The 16,270-nt window shown below is 63.1% G+C and carries 18 protein-coding genes; 6 read left to right on the forward strand and 12 right to left on the reverse strand.

Annotation, left to right across the window (positions count from 1 at the left end):
- Positions 1-25: 25 nt before the first annotated feature.
- Positions 26-898: an S-methyl-5'-thioadenosine phosphorylase gene (locus tag ACR0BA_RS15100; protein WP_480728724.1), complete on the forward strand. Its 873-nt coding sequence runs from the start codon at positions 26-28 to the stop codon at positions 896-898.
- Between the two features lie 61 nt (positions 899-959).
- Positions 960-1,589: a LysE family translocator gene (locus tag ACR0BA_RS15105; protein WP_040634229.1), complete on the forward strand. Its 630-nt coding sequence runs from the start codon at positions 960-962 to the stop codon at positions 1,587-1,589.
- Between the two features lie 6 nt (positions 1,590-1,595).
- Here ACR0BA_RS15105 and ACR0BA_RS15110 read toward each other — a convergent pair whose 3' ends face one another.
- A complete protein-coding gene (locus ACR0BA_RS15110; RefSeq protein WP_222457049.1) occupies positions 1,596-1,769 on the reverse strand; it encodes a hypothetical protein in 174 nt (57 codons plus the stop codon).
- A 209-nt stretch (positions 1,770-1,978) separates the two neighbouring features.
- Between ACR0BA_RS15110 and ACR0BA_RS15115 the strand changes: the two genes are divergently transcribed.
- Both ACR0BA_RS15115 and ACR0BA_RS15120 read left to right on the forward strand, forming a co-directional pair.
- Complete coding sequence (locus ACR0BA_RS15115) at positions 1,979-2,518, forward strand: adenine phosphoribosyltransferase (RefSeq protein WP_170337941.1); 540 nt, start codon at positions 1,979-1,981, stop codon at positions 2,516-2,518.
- A 169-nt stretch (positions 2,519-2,687) separates the two neighbouring features.
- Positions 2,688-3,170, forward strand: a complete 483-nt coding sequence (locus ACR0BA_RS15120; RefSeq protein WP_170337939.1) for a fasciclin domain-containing protein — start codon at positions 2,688-2,690, stop codon at positions 3,168-3,170.
- A 38-nt stretch (positions 3,171-3,208) separates the two neighbouring features.
- Here ACR0BA_RS15120 and ACR0BA_RS15125 read toward each other — a convergent pair whose 3' ends face one another.
- From ACR0BA_RS15125 to coxB, 11 genes are all read right to left on the reverse strand, one after another.
- Complete coding sequence (locus ACR0BA_RS15125; protein WP_480728727.1) at positions 3,209-4,627, reverse strand: FAD-binding oxidoreductase; 1,419 nt, start codon at positions 4,625-4,627, stop codon at positions 3,209-3,211.
- 38 nt (positions 4,628-4,665) lie between these two features.
- Complete coding sequence (locus ACR0BA_RS15130) at positions 4,666-5,484, reverse strand: MBL fold metallo-hydrolase (protein WP_170438231.1); 819 nt, start codon at positions 5,482-5,484, stop codon at positions 4,666-4,668.
- 92 nt (positions 5,485-5,576) lie between these two features.
- On the reverse strand, positions 5,577-6,161 hold the full coding sequence (locus ACR0BA_RS15135; protein WP_093962743.1) for a GNAT family N-acetyltransferase: 585 nt from the start codon (positions 6,159-6,161) through the stop codon (positions 5,577-5,579).
- On the reverse strand, positions 6,161-7,423 hold the full coding sequence (locus tag ACR0BA_RS15140; protein WP_170599168.1) for a M16 family metallopeptidase: 1,263 nt from the start codon (positions 7,421-7,423) through the stop codon (positions 6,161-6,163). Before ACR0BA_RS15140 ends, ACR0BA_RS15135 begins: the two co-directional genes overlap by 1 nt.
- Positions 7,420-8,808: a threonine synthase gene (gene thrC / locus ACR0BA_RS15145; protein ID WP_480728730.1), complete on the reverse strand. Its 1,389-nt coding sequence runs from the start codon at positions 8,806-8,808 to the stop codon at positions 7,420-7,422. Before thrC ends, ACR0BA_RS15140 begins: the two co-directional genes overlap by 4 nt.
- Positions 8,805-9,482, reverse strand: coding sequence for an SURF1 family protein (locus ACR0BA_RS15150; protein WP_170390732.1), 678 nt, complete (start codon positions 9,480-9,482; stop codon positions 8,805-8,807). Before ACR0BA_RS15150 ends, thrC begins: the two co-directional genes overlap by 4 nt.
- A 173-nt stretch (positions 9,483-9,655) precedes the next feature.
- Positions 9,656-10,471: a cytochrome c oxidase subunit 3 gene (locus tag ACR0BA_RS15155; protein WP_093962747.1), complete on the reverse strand. Its 816-nt coding sequence runs from the start codon at positions 10,469-10,471 to the stop codon at positions 9,656-9,658.
- A 22-nt stretch (positions 10,472-10,493) separates the two neighbouring features.
- Positions 10,494-11,069 carry a cytochrome c oxidase assembly protein gene (locus ACR0BA_RS15160; RefSeq protein ID WP_093962748.1) on the reverse strand — a complete coding sequence of 192 codons (576 nt, stop codon included), beginning with the start codon at positions 11,067-11,069 and terminating at the stop codon, positions 10,494-10,496.
- The gene (locus ACR0BA_RS15165) at positions 11,069-11,230 is read right to left on the reverse strand and encodes a hypothetical protein (protein ID WP_170337538.1); all 162 of its coding nucleotides are present in this window, start codon (positions 11,228-11,230) and stop codon (positions 11,069-11,071) included. The genes ACR0BA_RS15160 and ACR0BA_RS15165 overlap by 1 nt, the downstream gene beginning before the upstream one ends.
- Entirely contained in the window at positions 11,227-12,183 is a 957-nt protein-coding gene (gene cyoE, locus ACR0BA_RS15170) for a heme o synthase (protein ID WP_480728733.1), read from the reverse strand. The genes ACR0BA_RS15165 and cyoE overlap by 4 nt, the downstream gene beginning before the upstream one ends.
- An 82-nt stretch (positions 12,184-12,265) precedes the next feature.
- The gene (gene coxB, locus ACR0BA_RS15175; RefSeq protein ID WP_480728735.1) at positions 12,266-13,177 is read right to left on the reverse strand and encodes a cytochrome c oxidase subunit II; all 912 of its coding nucleotides are present in this window, start codon (positions 13,175-13,177) and stop codon (positions 12,266-12,268) included.
- Positions 13,178-13,353: 176 nt separating this feature from the next.
- Here coxB and tldD point away from each other — a divergent pair, with 176 nt between their 5' ends.
- A complete protein-coding gene (tldD, locus tag ACR0BA_RS15180; protein ID WP_480728737.1) occupies positions 13,354-14,775 on the forward strand; it encodes a metalloprotease TldD in 1,422 nt (473 codons plus the stop codon).
- 228 nt (positions 14,776-15,003) lie between these two features.
- Positions 15,004-16,134 (forward strand): DNA-processing protein DprA, encoded by a 1,131-nt coding sequence (gene dprA, locus ACR0BA_RS15185; RefSeq protein ID WP_480728739.1) that lies wholly within the window; start codon positions 15,004-15,006, stop codon positions 16,132-16,134.
- Positions 16,135-16,270: the final 136 nt, after the last annotated feature.

Raw genomic sequence — 16,270 nt, forward strand, 5'->3', positions numbered from 1 at the left:
GCAGGTATCGCAGCGGAGAACGAAAGTGGCCCAGACAAAAATTGCCGTCATCGGCGGATCGGGAATTTATGACATCGATGGGCTGGAAACGCCGCAATGGGTTACCGTGGAAACGCCCTGGGGCGCGCCGTCCGACCAGATCCTGACCGGGACACTGGACGGCATCGAGATGGCCTTTCTGCCCCGCCACGGGCGCGGGCATGTGCATTCGCCGACGGAGGTGCCTTATCGCGCCAATATCGACGCGCTGAAACGGCTGGGGGTCACCGATGTGATCTCGGTTTCGGCCTGCGGCTCCTTCCGCGAACACATGGCCCCAGGCGATTTCGTGGTCGTCGATCAGTTCATCGACCGCACCTTCGCCCGCGAGAAAAGCTTTTTCGGCACCGGCTGCGTCGCCCATGTCAGCGTGGCCCATCCGACCTGCCCGCGCCTGGGGGATGCCTGTGAATCCGCCGCCCGGGCGGTCGGCATCACCGTGCATCGCGGCGGCACCTACCTGGCGATGGAAGGGCCGCAATTCTCGACGCTGGCGGAATCGAAGATGTACCGCGAGCAGTGGGGCTGCGACGTGATCGGCATGACCAACATGCCCGAGGCCAAACTGGCCCGCGAGGCCGAGCTTTGCTATGCCTCGGTGGCGATGGTCACCGACTATGACAGCTGGCACCCCGATCACGGCGAAGTGGACGTGACCGCGATCATCGCGACGCTGACCGGCAATGCCGAGAAGGCGCGCGCCTTGGTCAAAGGCCTGCCCGCCCTGCTGGGGGCGGACCGCGCGCCCTGCCCGCATGGCTGCGACCGGGCATTGGACCACGCGATTTTGACGGCCCCGGAAAAGCGCGACCTGCAAGTGCTGGCCAAGCTGGATGCGGTGGCGGGCCGGGTATTGTAGGCGGCCTTGACGGCCACGTGTTTTCTTAGGCTAGCTGCTGCGGATTTGACGGAGTTGGATGATGGATTTTGAACTTTGGCTGGCCTTTGTCGCCGCCTCGACCGCCCTTCTGCTGATCCCGGGCCCGACGGTCCTGCTGGTGCTCAGCTATGCGCTGTCCAAAGGGCGCAGCGTGGCCGTGGCCTCGGCCACGGGGGTTGCGCTGGGGGACCTGATTGCCATGACCGCTTCGCTGCTGGGGCTTGGGGCGCTGGTGCTGGCGTCGGCCACGCTGTTTTCGGTGCTGAAATGGGTGGGCGCCGCCTATCTGGTCTGGCTGGGCATCAAGCTGCTGCGCAGTGCGCCGTCCGGCGGGATGCAGGCGGTGGCCACCGGGCGCGACGTCACCGCGCGCGGCGTGTTCGGCCATGCGGCCGCCGTTACTGCCCTGAACCCGAAATCCATCGCCTTCTTCATTGCCTTCGTGCCGCAATTCCTGCGCCCGGCCGAGCCGTTGGGCCCGCAGTTCGCCATATTGATCGCCACTTTCGTTGGGTTGGCCGGGCTGAACGCGCTGGCCTATGCGCTGTTGGCCGATCGGCTGCGCCGCGTAATCGGCCGCCCCGGCATCATCACCGGCATGACCCGTTTCGGAGGGTTGACCCTGATCGGAATGGGCGTGGCCACGGCGGTACTGCGCCGCCCGGCCTGAAGGCAGTCAGGTCCCGGCGTTCTCGGCCATGAACGCGCGAATGAACTTGCGGATCTCGCGCGCGGCCGAGGTGTCGAGATCGCGGCACAGCGCAACGAACGCGTCGCGTTCGTCCTTGTCCAGGCGCAGAACCAGCTGGCTGTTCTTTTTGGTGGATCCCTTGAGGTCGGCCTTGGCCACGGCTGTCATCCTTGTTCTGGGCCTGCATCAGCGCGTGGCACCTTGTATAGACAAAGCGCATCGCTTGTCGATACCCGCAGCCCTCCAAGGGCGGGTGGTCCGGGCGCATCTGTTCCGCAGCAAATACGCGCAGGAAGGCAGCCGTGGCTTGCATGACTGGCCGTGATACGCCAAACACCGCCGTGTTTTGACGCAAGAAGGGTTGCCCCATGTCCAGAAGCAAAACGGTCAAGGATTACATTCGGACCATCGTCGATTTTCCCCACGAAGGGATCATGTTCCGCGACGTGACGACCCTGTTTGCGGATCCCCGCGGGTTTCGCATGGCCATCGACCAGATGCTGCACCCCTATGCCGGCGAGCGCATCGACAAGGTCGTGGGGCTTGAGGCACGCGGTTTCATCCTGGGCGGCGCGATCGCTCACCAGCTGAGCGTGGGCTTCGTTCCGATCCGCAAGAAGGGCAAGCTGCCGGGCACCACGATCAGCGAGGAATACAAGCTGGAATACGGCGAGGCCATCGTCGAGATCCACGATGACGCGATCCAGCCCGGTGAAAAGGTTCTGGTCGTCGATGACCTGCTGGCCACCGGCGGCACTGCCGCGGCAGGCATCAAGCTGATCGAACGGCTGGGCGGCGAGATTGTCAGCTGCGCCTTCATCATCGACCTGCCCGAGCTGGGTGGCCGGAAGGTGCTGGAGGAGATGGGCATGGACGTCCATGTCCTGTGCGAATTCGAAGGGCTGTGAACAGACAGCGGTCACGATTTCGTGACTTGCCGCTGGAAACGCCGCGCGCTTAGCGCGGCGTCGTTCGTTTTCCAGTCGGTTTTTTGCCCCCGACGCCTGATCTCCTTTCGGCATGTCGCCGTATAAACCGTGATGTCGCCGATGACATCCTCAACAAGGGAAGTAGATCATGTTTCGCAAATTCGCTGTTGCCGGTGTCGCCAGTATCCTGTTTTCGACCGCTGCCATGGCCGACGGCCACGGCAAGGACATTGTGGACACCGCTGTCGGGGCTGGCAGCTTCAACACTCTGGTCGCAGCCGTGCAGGCCGCCGAGTTGGTTGACACGCTGAAGGGCGAAGGCCCATTCACCGTTTTCGCGCCCACGGATGAAGCCTTTGCCGCGCTGCCCGAAGGCACCGTGGAAACGCTGCTGAAGCCCGAGAACAAGGATCAGCTTGTGGCGATCCTCACCTATCACGTGGTTCCGGGCAAGGTGATGTCGGGTGATCTGTCCGACGACATGACCGCCGCCACCGTGCAGGGTGGAGAGATCACGATCGATCTCGACAACGGTGTCATGGTCAATGACGCAAATGTCGTTCAGGCAGATATCGAAACCAGCAATGGCGTGATCCACGTAATCGACAAGGTTATCCTGCCGGCGTCGTAAACGACGCGCAGCTGCGGCCCGGAGCGTCCGGGCCGCACTTACACAGTTGACAGGACGGCGCCGGGGTTCATTACCCCGAGCGGGTCCAAGGCGGCCTTGATGGCGCGCATGGCCGACAGTTTGGCCGGATCACCATAACGTTCCAGATCACCGGTCTTCAGACGGCCCACCCCATGCTCGGCACTGACCGATCCTTCAAATTCATGCACCAGGTCATGAACCGCGCGCTTGATCGCGGCGCGCCGGTCATCGAACGCGCCCCGGTTGTGGCCTTTGGGGGGGAAGACGTTGTAGTGCAGGTTGCCGTCCCCCAAATGACCAAAACAGTTCACCCGGAAAGGTCCGAGGGCCGAAATCGCGTTGCCGCCTTGCCGGATGAAATCGGGGATGCGCGAAATCGGAACCGAGATATCGTGGCTGGACACCGAACCGATCAGCCGGTTCGCCTCGGGGATGCGTTCGCGCACTGACCACAGCGCGTCGCGCTGCGCGGCGCTTTGGGCGATGACACCGTCCGACACCAGACTACGGGCCTCGGCAGCGACGAACAAGGACTCCAGCGCCGCCTCGGGCTCGTGCCCGGCCGGCAATCCCAGTTCAATCAGGACCGACCATTCCGGCGGCGTGTCAAAGGGTTGCCGCACGTCCGGCAAGACCTCTGCCAGAAAATCCAGCCCCTGTCTGTGGATCAGTTCGAACGCGCTTACGGTTTCGCCCAGATGATCGCGGGCCAGGGCCAACAGGTCGATCGCCGCTTCGGGGCTGGCCACCTGAAAGACCGCCGTGCCCAGCCCGGCAGGGCGCGGGAAAAGCTTGAGCGAGGCGGCGGTGATGACCCCCAGCGTACCCTCAGACCCGATCAGCAGGTTGCGCAGATCATAGCCGGTGTTGTCCTTGCGCAAACGCCCCAGCCCGTGCCAGATGTCGCCGTTGGGCAGAACCGCTTCGAGCCCCAGGCACAGATCCCGCGCATTGCCATAGCGCAGGACGTTCACGCCCCCGGCATTGGTGGCGAGGTTCCCCCCGATCCGGCAAGATCCCTGCGCCGCCAGCGACAGCGGAAACAGCCGGTTGGCCGTCTCGGCCGCGGCCTGAATGTCGGCCAGCACAGCACCGGCCTCGGCGATCAGGATGTTTTCGGTCGGATAGACGGCCCGGATCGCGCGCATCCGCTCGAGCGACAGGATCAGGGGCTCGGGGCCATCCGCCATGACCTGTCCGCCCACAAGACCGGTGCCGCCGCCGTATGGCACCACCGGCACACGGGCCTCGGACGCCAAACGCACCAAGGCTGCAACCTCCTCAACCGTGCGGGGCAAGGCCAGCAGACCCGCCTGCCCGGCGAAGCGGCGGCGCGGCTCTTCCAGATAGCGCGGCTCGACCGGGCGCAGAACATCGTCACCCAGGCGGGCGCGGATGGTTTCGGCAAAGGTTTCGTCGGCAGGGTTCAAATGCATACCCTCTGCATGCCCAAGCCCGAGGCGCACGGCAAGGCTTATTCCAATTCCATCAGGTATCGCGGCTCGAGCACCACTACCGTCGGGCGGTCCGGCAGGGTCCGCAGCGATACTTCAATTTCCGAAACCCCGTCCCGGCGCACCGGGAAATCGGATCGGATATCGGCCAGGAACCGGTCCAGCGAATATCCCGAGAACCAATGCATCGGAATGATGACCGAACTTTTCAGCCGCTGCAGCACCGAGATCATCTCGGGCAAGGGCATGGTCGTGCCACCGTCCACCGCCGCCATGACCACGTCCAGCCGCCCAAGGGCCGCGAACTGCTCGTCGCTGGGGATGTGGTGCAGATGCCCCAGATGGCCGATGCACAGACCTTCGACCTCGAACACGAAGATCGAGTTTCCGCGCTCTTCCACCCCGCCATAAGCGGACCGGATGTCGGTCGATACGTTGCGCACCAGCAATTCGCCCAGGTCGAGGTGGTGTTCGATGCCCTGCCCGAACTCGCCCCAACCCGGCAGCACATGCGGGATGGCCGGGTCGGGATAGGCGGTCCAATGGGTGTCATGGGCGTGGTTCATCGTCACGATGTCGGGAATCAGATCCGCGCCGCCGATGAAGCCGGTATAGTCGGTCACGGCATTCAGCCCGCCGGGTGTCTGGATCAGAAAGGACGCATGCGCGACATAGCTGATCCGGACCGAGAATTCGGGCACCGGATCCTGCCACGCCGCCTTGTGCAGATACTGGATTCCAGGGGTGTTCTGGGCGATGGCGATGCAATGGCTCGGCCGACGCTCCTGCGCCGCCGCCGTCCCTGCCAGCAAGATCAGACCCGCCAAAACACTCCGCATGATCGGAAGTCTAGCGCATCGGCGCCTCGAGTCACGTCACTGGGCCCAAATTTCGGAAACAGTCCCGCCCACATCAGGTCCGAACGGGCGCCCTAGCCCGCGTCCGTCCGCCCGCGCCGGTCCGAGCGCAGCGACGCATAGAGCACATGCGTCCGCCACCGCCCGTTGATCTGCAGATAGGATTGCGCCACGCCCTCGTATTTGAACCCCGAGCTTTCCAACAGCCCGCGAGAGGCGGCGTTTTCCGGCAGGCAGGCGGCCTCGATCCGGCTCAGGTCCAGTCGGGTAAAGGCGTAATGCACCACGGCGCCGATGGCCTCGCGCATGTAACCCTGCCGGGCAAAGGCCTGCCCGGTCCAATAGCCCAGCGTTCCGGCCTGCGCCGGCCCCCGGCGGATGTTGTCCAGCGTAATGGCGCCCACCAGCATGTCATCCGTTCTGCGGAAGAGGAACAGCGGAACCGCCGTGCCATTGGCCACCGAGCGTTGCGCCCAGTAGACACGGTTGGTGAACGATTTGCGGGTCAGATGATCCTTGGCCCAGATCGGCTCCCACGGGGTCAGATACTCGCGCGAGGCCAGCCGCAGCGCGGCCCAGTCGTTGAAGTCGGAATGCACGGGCGGGCGCAAGCTCAACCGCTCGGTCTCGAGTTTCAGCCTGCGTCTGCCCAACAGCATCACGCCGCGCGCCTCTCCTGCAGCCTCTCCAGTGTCGGCGCACCACCCACAGGTCCGTAGAGCGCCAGTGCTGCCGGGGCCTGAACCGCCATCTTTTCGGCAAAGGCCCGGACGTCGGCGGTGCTGACCGCGTCGATCTTGGCCACGGTTTCCTCGAGCGGCGGAACACGGCCCCATATCTGCACCAGCCGGGCCAGACGTTCGGCCCGGTTCGAAGGGCTTTCCAGCCCCATCAGCATCCCGGCCTTCATCTGTGCGCGGGCGCGGGCAACCTCCTCGGGGCTCATGTCCTCGGCGGCGCGCTTCATCTCGTCGATGGTGATGGTGGCCAGCTCGCCCACCTGATCGGCCGAAGTGCCGGCATAGATCGTGGTCGTTCCCGTGTCGGCATAGGCGCCGGTCTGGGCAAAGATCGTATAGCACAGCCCGCGGGTCTCACGCACTTCCTGAAACAGGCGCGAGGACATGCCGCCGCCCAGCGCGGTCGAATAGATCTGCGCGGTATAGATCTCGTCATTACGATAGCCCGGGCTTTCCAGCGCCAGCGCGAAATGCGCTTGTTCCAGCGCCTTGTCCCGCCGCGCCTCACCGCCGGTGAACCGCGCGGGATCCGGTAGCAGCCCCTTGCGGGGTTGCAGGTGTCCGAACATCTCTTCGGCCAGTTTCATCAACTGGTCATGATCGACGGCGCCTGCCGCCGACAGGATCATCTGGTCGGGCGCATAGTGCTCGGCCACGAAGGCCGACAGGTCGTCGCGCGAAAAGGCGCTGACTCTTTCGGTCGGCCCCAGAATCGTGCGGCCCAGCGGCTGATCGCGATAGCTCTGTTCCTGCAGCCAGTCAAAGATCACGTCGTCGGGCGTGTCATGCGCCTGGCCGATCTCCTGCAGGATCACACCGCGCTCAACCTCGATCTCGCGCGGGTCGAAGACGGGGTTCAGGACGATGTCGCCGATCACGTCCATCGCCAGCGCCACGTCATCCTTCAGCACCCGGGCGTAATAGGCCGTCACCTCACGCGAGGTATAGGCGTTGATATAGCCGCCCACATCCTCGATCGCCTCGGCGATCTGCAGGGCCGAGCGCCGCTCGGTGCCCTTGAAGGCCATATGCTCGAGGAAATGCGCGATGCCGTTCTGTTCGATCCGCTCATGCCGCCCGCCAGCGGTCACCCAGATGCCGATGGCTGCCGATTGCAGCCCCGGCATCTGTTCGCTGACGATCCGAAAGCCGTTTGTTAGTTGGTCCAGTCTGACAGTCACTCAGCAATATGCCTTTTGATATGATCCTCGATTGTGCCCAGATCGTTGGCGATGCGGGTCACCCGTTCCGGACGTTCATACAGATCGGACATGCGCGAGGGAAGGGGCGGATGCACACCGCTGGCCTGCTCGACCGCGGCGGGGAATTTCGCAGGGTGGGCGGTGGCCAGCGTCACCATTGGCACATCGGCGGCGCGGGTGTCTTCGGCCACCTTGATGCCAACGGCAGTGTGCGGGCAGACCAGCTCGGCGCTGTATTCCAGCGTGGATTTGATCGTGGCGAGCGTTTCCTCTTCGGACACACGACCCGAGTCGAAGTTTTCGCGCAGGGCCTCCATCGCGCCCTGGCTGACGTGGAAGCCGCCCTGTTTCAGCTCGTCCATCAACTGCGCCACGGCCCGCCCGTCCTCGCCATAGGCATAGTACAGCGCGCGTTCAAAGTTCGAGCTGACCTGAATATCCATCGACGGGCTGATCGAGGGGATGGTGTCGCCCTTGAAATAGCCCTGCCCGGACAGGCAGCGATGCAGGATGTCGTTCTGGTTGGTCGCCACCACCAGACGGTCGATGGGCAGACCCATCCGCTTGGCGATATAGCCGGCGAAGATGTCGCCGAAATTGCCGGTGGGCACCGTGAAGCTGACCTTGCGATGCGGCGCGCCCAGGCTGGTCGCGGCCGAGAAATAATAGACCACCTGCGCCAGCACGCGGGCAAAGTTGATCGAGTTCACCCCCGCCAGCTTGACCCCGTCGCGGAAGTCAAAATCGTTGAACATGTCCTTCACGGCGGCCTGACAGTCGTCGAAATCGCCATCGACGGCCAGCGCGTGCACGTTGCTGTCGGCGGGGGTGGTCATCTGGCGGCGCTGCACCTCGGACACGCGGCCATGCGGGAACAGGATGAACACATCGACCGCATCCAGCCCCCGGAACGCCTCGATCGCGGCCGATCCGGTGTCGCCGCTGGTGGCGCCCACGATGGTGACACGCTCGCCCCGCCGCTTCAGCGCCACCTGGAACAGTTGACCGATCAGCTGCATGGCGAAATCCTTGAAAGCCAGCGTGGGCCCGTGGAACAGTTCCAGCAAAAAGTGGTTCTCGTTCAGCTGCTTCAACGGCGCGCGGGCATCATGGCCGAACCCGGCATAGGCGCGGGCGATGATCTCTTTGAACTCATCCCCGGCGAACGAGCCACTGACATAGGGCCACATGACGCGGAACGCGATCTCTTCATAGGGCAGCCCGGCAAGCGCGGCGATCTCGTCCTGACTCAGAACCGGAATCTCGGCAGGCAGGTACAGGCCGCCGTCGCGGGCCAGACCGGTCAGCATCGCCTCTTCAAAGCTCAGTTCGGGCGCCTGCCCGCGGGTCGAGATATATTTCATTGCGCGTCACTTTCTGATGGGGCGCGGCCGCGCCACAGGAAATATCCGGTCATTGCGGCCCAGACCAGCGCCAGGCCGAACCATGTCACCGCGTATTGCAGATGGTCGTTGGGAATACCCGCCGTATCCACCGGCAGCGGCGTGATGGCGGGATCGGTCTGGCTGCGGGCAACCATTAGGATCGGTTCGGCCCCAAGCGCATCGGCCAGCGCGGGCACATCGCGCGCAAACCAGATGTTGCCCGCCGGGTCCGGATCGGGGGTATAGCCGTCGATCTCATCGGGCCAATGCAGATTTCCGACAACCTGCATGGGGCCGATCTGGCGTTCGGCCTGCTTGGCCGTTGTGGGCACAAAGCCCCGGTCCACAAGGATCGTGCGATCACCGGTTTGGAAGGGCGCGATGACCCGATAGCCCGGCCCGACCTGTTTGACCGAAACCAGTACATGGATTTCGCCGGGCAGCATCTCGCCCGATACTTCGACGGGCAGATAACGGTCGGCTTCGGGATCGACCGCCTCGGGCAGCGGCACCGGATCGGCGGCGATCCGGGCTTCGATGTCGGCCAGAATGCCCTCTTTCCACGCCAGACGCTGAACCTGCCAAGTGCCTAGAGACACAAGAACCGCCAGCCCGGCGAGCCCGAAAATCAGCAGAAACAGGATGCGGCGCATGTATGGCCCTTGTTGCGTGTCATAGCGGCTCGGGGTCAAGCCGGCGTCTTGTTACGGTCTGTGCGCAAGGAAATGCAACCTTGCAATTGTACGGGGCGCAATCCCTTGCGCCCCTGATCGAGAAAAAGCCGCCCCGAGGGGCGGCTTTTGCAATTCGACAGCCTCGCGGGGCGTTACATCAGCGGTGCCTGACCCCAGATGTAGACTGCGAAGAACAGGAACAGCCAGACAACGTCGACAAAGTGCCAGTACCATGCGGCCGCCTCAAATCCGACGTGTTTCTCCGGGGTAAAGTCGCCACGCAGCGCGCGGATCAGACAGACCGTCAGGAAGATGGTGCCGATGATCACATGTGCGCCGTGGAAGCCGGTTGCCATGAAGAAGTTCGAGTAGAACTGATCGCCGCCGAACTCCCACCCTTCGTGGGCCAGCAGTTCGTAGTATTCGAAGGCCTGCAGGAAGGTGAAGGCGATGCCCAGGACGATACCGATCGCGAGACCCTGAATCAGCGCCTTGCGGTCGTTGTCGTGGACCAGCGCGTGGTGCGCCCAAGTGATCGCACAGCCCGACAGCAACAGAACCAGAGTGTTGATCAGCGGCAGGTGGAACGGGTCCACCGCGTGGATGTCAGGCTGGATGTATTCGGTGCCGGCATAGTCGTACATCGGATACATGCGATGTTTGAAGAACGACCAGAACCAGGCGAAGAAGAACATCACCTCGGACATGACGAACAGGATGAACCCGTAGCGCAGCCCGATCCGGACGACCGGAGTGTGATCACCCGCGCGGCTTTCGGCCACGACCTCGGACCACCAGGCAAACATCGTGTAGAGAACCGCCACAAGACCACCCCAGAACACGAAGGAGGTCATGCCGTGCATCCACAAGACGGCTCCGAACAGCATGACGAAGCCACCGATCGCGCCGATCAACGGCCAGATCGAAGGTGCCAGAATGTGGTAATCGTGGTTTTTTGCGTGTGCCATCAGCGTCCCTCACCTACAGGCGTTAGTTCGTGTTTGTTTCTGCCTGCGCATCCAGGGCGGCATAGCCCTCGGGCAGGTCTATTTCATAGAATGTATACGACAGTGTGATCGTATGAACATACTGTGCTTCTGGGTCTTCCACCATTTCGGGGTCGACGAAGAAAGTTACGGGCATCTCGACGCGTTCGCCGGGCTCCAGAACCTGCTCTTCAAAGCAGAAACAGGCGATCTTCTGGAAGTATCCGCCGGCGGAATAGGGCGTCACGTTGTACGATGCCTGTCCCGCAACCGGCTTGTCGGTCGGATTGTATGCTTCGTAAAAGGCCAGACCGGTCTCACCGATACGCACCTTCATCTCTCGCTCGACGGGTTTGAATTCCCACGGCATGTCCTTGGCCTTGGAGGCGTCGAAGCGAACGGTCACCACCCGGTCGAGGATATCGTCGGGCGTGGCCTCGGCAACGCCGGTGGTGCCCCCGAACCCGGTGACCCGACAGAACCAGTCGTAGAACGGCACGGCCGCCCAGGCCAGGCTGCCCATCAGAACAACCAGCCCAACGGTTTGTGCAACGGTCTTCTGCGGTCCGCTCAAAGCCATCAGTTCTGAACCTCCTCGCTGGGCACGCCGAAATCGCTGCCCGAGACCTTTACGATGGTCAGGCCGAAAATGATCACGATGAACGCCGCCAGCGTCAGCCCAACACCCAGGTTGCGGCCGAAGCGACGCTGGTGCAGCTCATGGCTTTTGCGCAGGCTCATGACCAGCCTCCCAACCCGTAGGGTTTCAGCAGCGCCTCGGCGAGGATCGCGCCGAAATGTAGGAACAGGTACAGAAGCGACAGCTTGAAAAAGCTGCGCTCGACCTTGAAATTGTCCGCCTCGGCATCGTCTTCGGTGCGGCGCGATATGGCCCACGCCCCCCGGAAGAACATAGCGTTCAACACCACGGCCACAGCCAGGTAAATCGGCCCACCAATGCCCGAGAACGCCGTGCCCACGGCCAGCAGAGCCAGCAATGCGGTATAGACCAAGATATGGGTCCGCGTGGCGCGGCGTCCATGCGTTACGGTCAGCATCGGCACGCCCGCGTCGTCATAATCCGAGCGCATGAACAGCGCCAGCGCCCAGAAATGCGGCGGGGTCCACATGAAGGTCAGGGCAAACATCAGCCACGGTTCGAGCGTCATCGAACCCGTGGCGGCAACCCATCCGATTACCGGCGGGAAGGCGCCCGCAGCGCCCCCGATCACGATGTTCTGCGGCGTCAGGCGCTTGAGCCACATCGTGTAGATCACGACATAGAAAAAGATGGTAAAGGCCAGAAACGCGCCCGCGAACCAGTTGGTCGCCAAGCCCAGCATGATCACCGACAGGCCCGACAGGGCCAGGCCCAGCGCCATCGCCTCGCCGGGCTCGACCTTGCCCGACGGGATCGGACGACCCTTGGTGCGCTTCATAACCTTGTCGATATCCGCATCCCACCACATGTTCAGCGCGCCCGAGGCGCCACCGCCGATGGCGATGAACAGGATGGCGCAGAAGCCGACGAACGGATGTACCGGCACAGGGGCGGCCAGCAGACCTACCAACGCGGTGAACACGACAAGCGACATCACCCGCGGCTTGAGCAGGGCGAAATAGTCGCCAAAGCCGGCCTCGTCCGCACGGGATTGTGCGGCAAGTGTGCTGGCATTGATGCTCGCGTCGGTCATGTCAGGTCCTTGTGGTGCGAAAGCTGCGCGAAACACGCGCAGCCTGTCCTTGGTTTCGATCGGGCCTCAGGCCCCGGGATCGTCAGTTCGAGGCGATCTGGAACGACGCCGGCTGGCCGGCGTATTCGTCCAACGCGCCCTGCAGCCATTCCTGATAGGCTTCTTCGCTGACGACTTTGACGGTGATCGGCATGTAGGCGTGGTCCTTGCCGCACAGCTCGGAGCACTGGCCGAAGTAGATGCCTTCCTTGTCGGCCTGGAACCACAGCTCGGCCAGACGGCCCGGAACGCCGTCCTGTTTGACGCCAAACGCCGGGATCGTCCATGAGTGGATCACGTCGGCCGCCGTGACCTGCATCACAACCACCTTGTTGACGGGAACCACGACTGCGGTGTCGGTGGCCAGCAGCCACTCATCCTCGCTGTAGCCGGCATCGGCCAGCTTGGCACGCATCGCATCGTCCAGAACGAACGGGGTTACATCCGCATCGGCGGGGCGTGCACCTTCGTCCAGGGTGGCCGGGTGACCCAGCAGGTAGCTGTCGAACGCAAAGTCGTGATCGACATATTCATAGGTCCAGTACCACTGGTTGCCGGTCACCTTGATGACGACTTCACCCTCGGGGATTTCCTGCTGCTTGAACAGCACCGGCAGCGAGAACGCTCCGATGAAGACCAGGATCAGGATCGGGCCGATGGTCCAGGCGATCTCGACCGGGGTGTAGTGCGAGAACCGCGCCGGGGTCGGGTTTACACGCTGGTTGTAGCGCACGATGCAGTATACCAGCAGGCCTGCGACCAGCAGACAGATCGCGGTGATGATAACCAGAATCATACCGTCAAGGCGGTGAATCCCTTCGGCCAGGCTGGTGGCCGCCGGCTGGAAGCCCATGCCGCCGTCGACCGGCTTGCCGATAATCTCAAGATCCTGAGCCATGGCGGGAAGGCTGGAGAGGGCTGCGAACACCCCCGAAAGCATCAAAGCATTCTTCATTTTCTGTCCTGATCGTTTGATCTTTGCGTCTCTGGCGAACAGGTGTGAATCGGTCACACCTCTCCCGTTGTCTTTGGCCGCGTTAAAAACCATATTCCGGGAGGTAGATAAAGCAAAATGCTTGCGTCAAACAGACGCTATTTTTGATCTGGATCAAACGCGAAAGGCCGCAACCCATGACTCAAGCCCCGTTTCGCCCGTTCGAGACCGCATTGCCGCATGACGAGGCACTGGCCGTACTGCGCTCGGCCACCGCCGGGGCCGAAGACGGCGAGCTGTTTGTAGAGCGTCGGAAATCCGAAACACTTGCCTTTGACGATGGGCGCCTGCGCACCGCATCCTACGATGCCTCCGAGGGATTCGGGCTGCGTGCCGTGCAGGGTGATGTGGCCGGTTATGCCCACTCGACCGATGTATCAATGCCCTCGCTGAAACGTGCTGCGGAAACCGCCCGGCTGGCGATTGGTGACGGCGGCGGCACTTTGGCCGACGCGCCAAGGCGCACAAACAAGCAGCTTTATACGGATGCAGACCCGATCGAATCCGCCAGCTTCCCGGTCAAGGTCGAGACTCTGCGCGAAATCGACGGATTTGCGCGCGATCTGGACCCCAGGGTGGTCCAGGTCAGCGCCGTGATCGCCGCGTCCGTGCAAGAGGTCGAGATCCTCCGCCCCGATGGCACCATGGTACGCGACGTTCGTCCGATGACCCGCCTGAACGTGTCGGTCATCGTCGAACAGAACGGCCGACGCGAAAGCGGATCGGCCGGCGGTGGCGGCCGCGTTGGTCTGGACGGCCTGATTGACCCGTCCGATTGGCAGGATAAGGTCCGAGAGGCGCTGCGCATTGCTTTGGTCAACCTTGACGCCGTTGCCGCTCCGGCCGGCGTGATGCAAGTTGCACTGGGCCCCGGCTGGCCCGGAATTTTGCTACACGAGGCCATCGGGCATGGCTTGGAAGGAGACTTTAACCGCAAGGGGAGTTCGGCCTTTGCCGGGCTGATGGGGCAGCGGATCGCCTCCAAGGGCGTGACCGTGGTGGATGACGGAACGATCCCGGATCGTCGCGGATCGATCACCGTGGATGACGAGGGGACACCGGGCTCGCGCACCGTGCTGATCGAAGACGGCATCCTGACTGGCTACATGCAGGACCGGCAGAATGCGCGCCTGATGGGCGTGTCCCCCACCGGCAACGGGCGCCGGCAAAGCTATGCGCACAAACCGATGCCACGCATGACCAACACGATCATGCTGGGCGGCGATGCCAACCCGGCGGATCTGGTGGCCGAGATCAAGGACGGCATCTGGGCCGTGGGTGTCGGCGGCGGCCAGGTCGACATCACCAACGGCAAATTCGTGTTCAGCTGTACCGAGGCCTACCGGGTCGTGAACGGCAAAATCGGCGCGCCGGTCAAGGGCGCAACGCTGATCGGCGACGGTCCTTCAGCGTTGAAACGTATCCGGGGTCTGGGCAACGACATGGCCCTGGATCCCGGCATGGGAACCTGCGGCAAGGACGGTCAGTGGGTGCCCGTGGGTGTGGGTCAACCCACAGTGCTGATGGAGGGGCTGACGGTCGGAGGATCGGCCGCCTGATGCGAATCGCGCGCCTTCGGCCGGCACCATGGTTAATCCGTGCTGCCGGCCACAAAAGGAATGAACCGTAGCGCATCGAAATAGGCGGCCTGAGAAAAGTTATTACTTTCAAATATTTGCGCACCCATTCCGCGAAACCCACACTGGAACACGCTAAAATTTTCTGCGATTCACAAGCTGTTAACCCGTCACGCCGTAAACCAGTTCTGCAATCAGGCGGAGCGACGGATGACCGAAGAGCAGCTTTCTTCCAATCACCCCCCACTCCCACCCACCACGGAAGAGGACCGGTTTTCCTGGCTTCGCCTGTTGCGCTCGCGCAAAGTTGGCCCGGCAACGTTCCGGCGCCTGATGCACGAACATGGCTCGGCGCAGAATGCGCTGGCCGCATTGCCGGAATTGGCACGCGCTGCCGGAATTGAAGGGTATGAAATATGCCCGCCCGGCGTCATCGAGGCGGAACTCAAGGCCGCAAAAACCGCCAAAGCGCGGCTTTTGTGCCTTGGGGCCGCCGACTATCCTATGGCACTGACCGATCTGAACGATGCCCCTCCTCTGCTTTGGGCAATAGGCGACGTTTCGGTGCTTCAGCGCCCGATGATCTCGCTTGTCGGCGCCCGCAACTGTTCGTCCTTGGGAACCAGGATGGCGCGGGCTCTGGCAGGTGGTCTGGGTGAGAGTGGCTATGTAGTCGTCTCCGGACTGGCCCGCGGCGTCGACACCGCCGCGCATCTGACCACGCTGCAAACGGGAACCGTTGCGGTCATGGCAGGTGGCGTCGACATCATCTATCCGGCGGAAAACAAGGAACTGGCCTGCGACATCGCAACCAGAGGATTGCGCATCTCCGAACAACCAATGGGCGTGACCCCGCAGGCCCGCCACTTTCCTCGCCGCAACCGGATCATATCGGGGCTGTCTCAGGCCGTCGTCGTCGTCGAGGCTGCCGCCAAGTCCGGCAGCCTCATCACGGCGCGCGACGCACTGGACCAGGGACGCGAGGTTCTTGCCGTGCCCGGCCATCCGTTCGACGCCCGCGCCGCCGGCTGTAATTTTCTGATCCGCGAAGGCGCCACACTTGTGCGCTGCGTGCAGGATGTAATCGACGCCCTGCCCCCGCAGCCGCGCAGAGCGCCCGAACCTGTCCCCGACACGGCGCCCGTCGCGCAGACAATCACTCCTCCCGAGGCGCTCCACGCCCGAATCCTGGAACGGTTGGGGCCTTCGCCTTTGGCCGAGGACCAGTTAATCCGGGATGTCGATGCGCCCGCCAGCGTGATCGGCCCCGCTTTGACCGATCTGGAGCTGGATGGTTTGATCCGTCGCCAACCGGGCGGTTTGCTGAGCCTCGCCGTCTAATCTGCCGAGGTGGTTCCAACCCGGGCCGCCGGTCTCAATTAGGCCGGATTTCGGGCCTTTCAGACTGTGCATTGACAAATCCATCTTGCCCTACACATTTTGCACGGCCATAGAAGGCGCCCAATCCGTCGAGCGA

The sequence above is a fragment of the Ruegeria sp. CI5 genome, assembly GCF_056536885.1.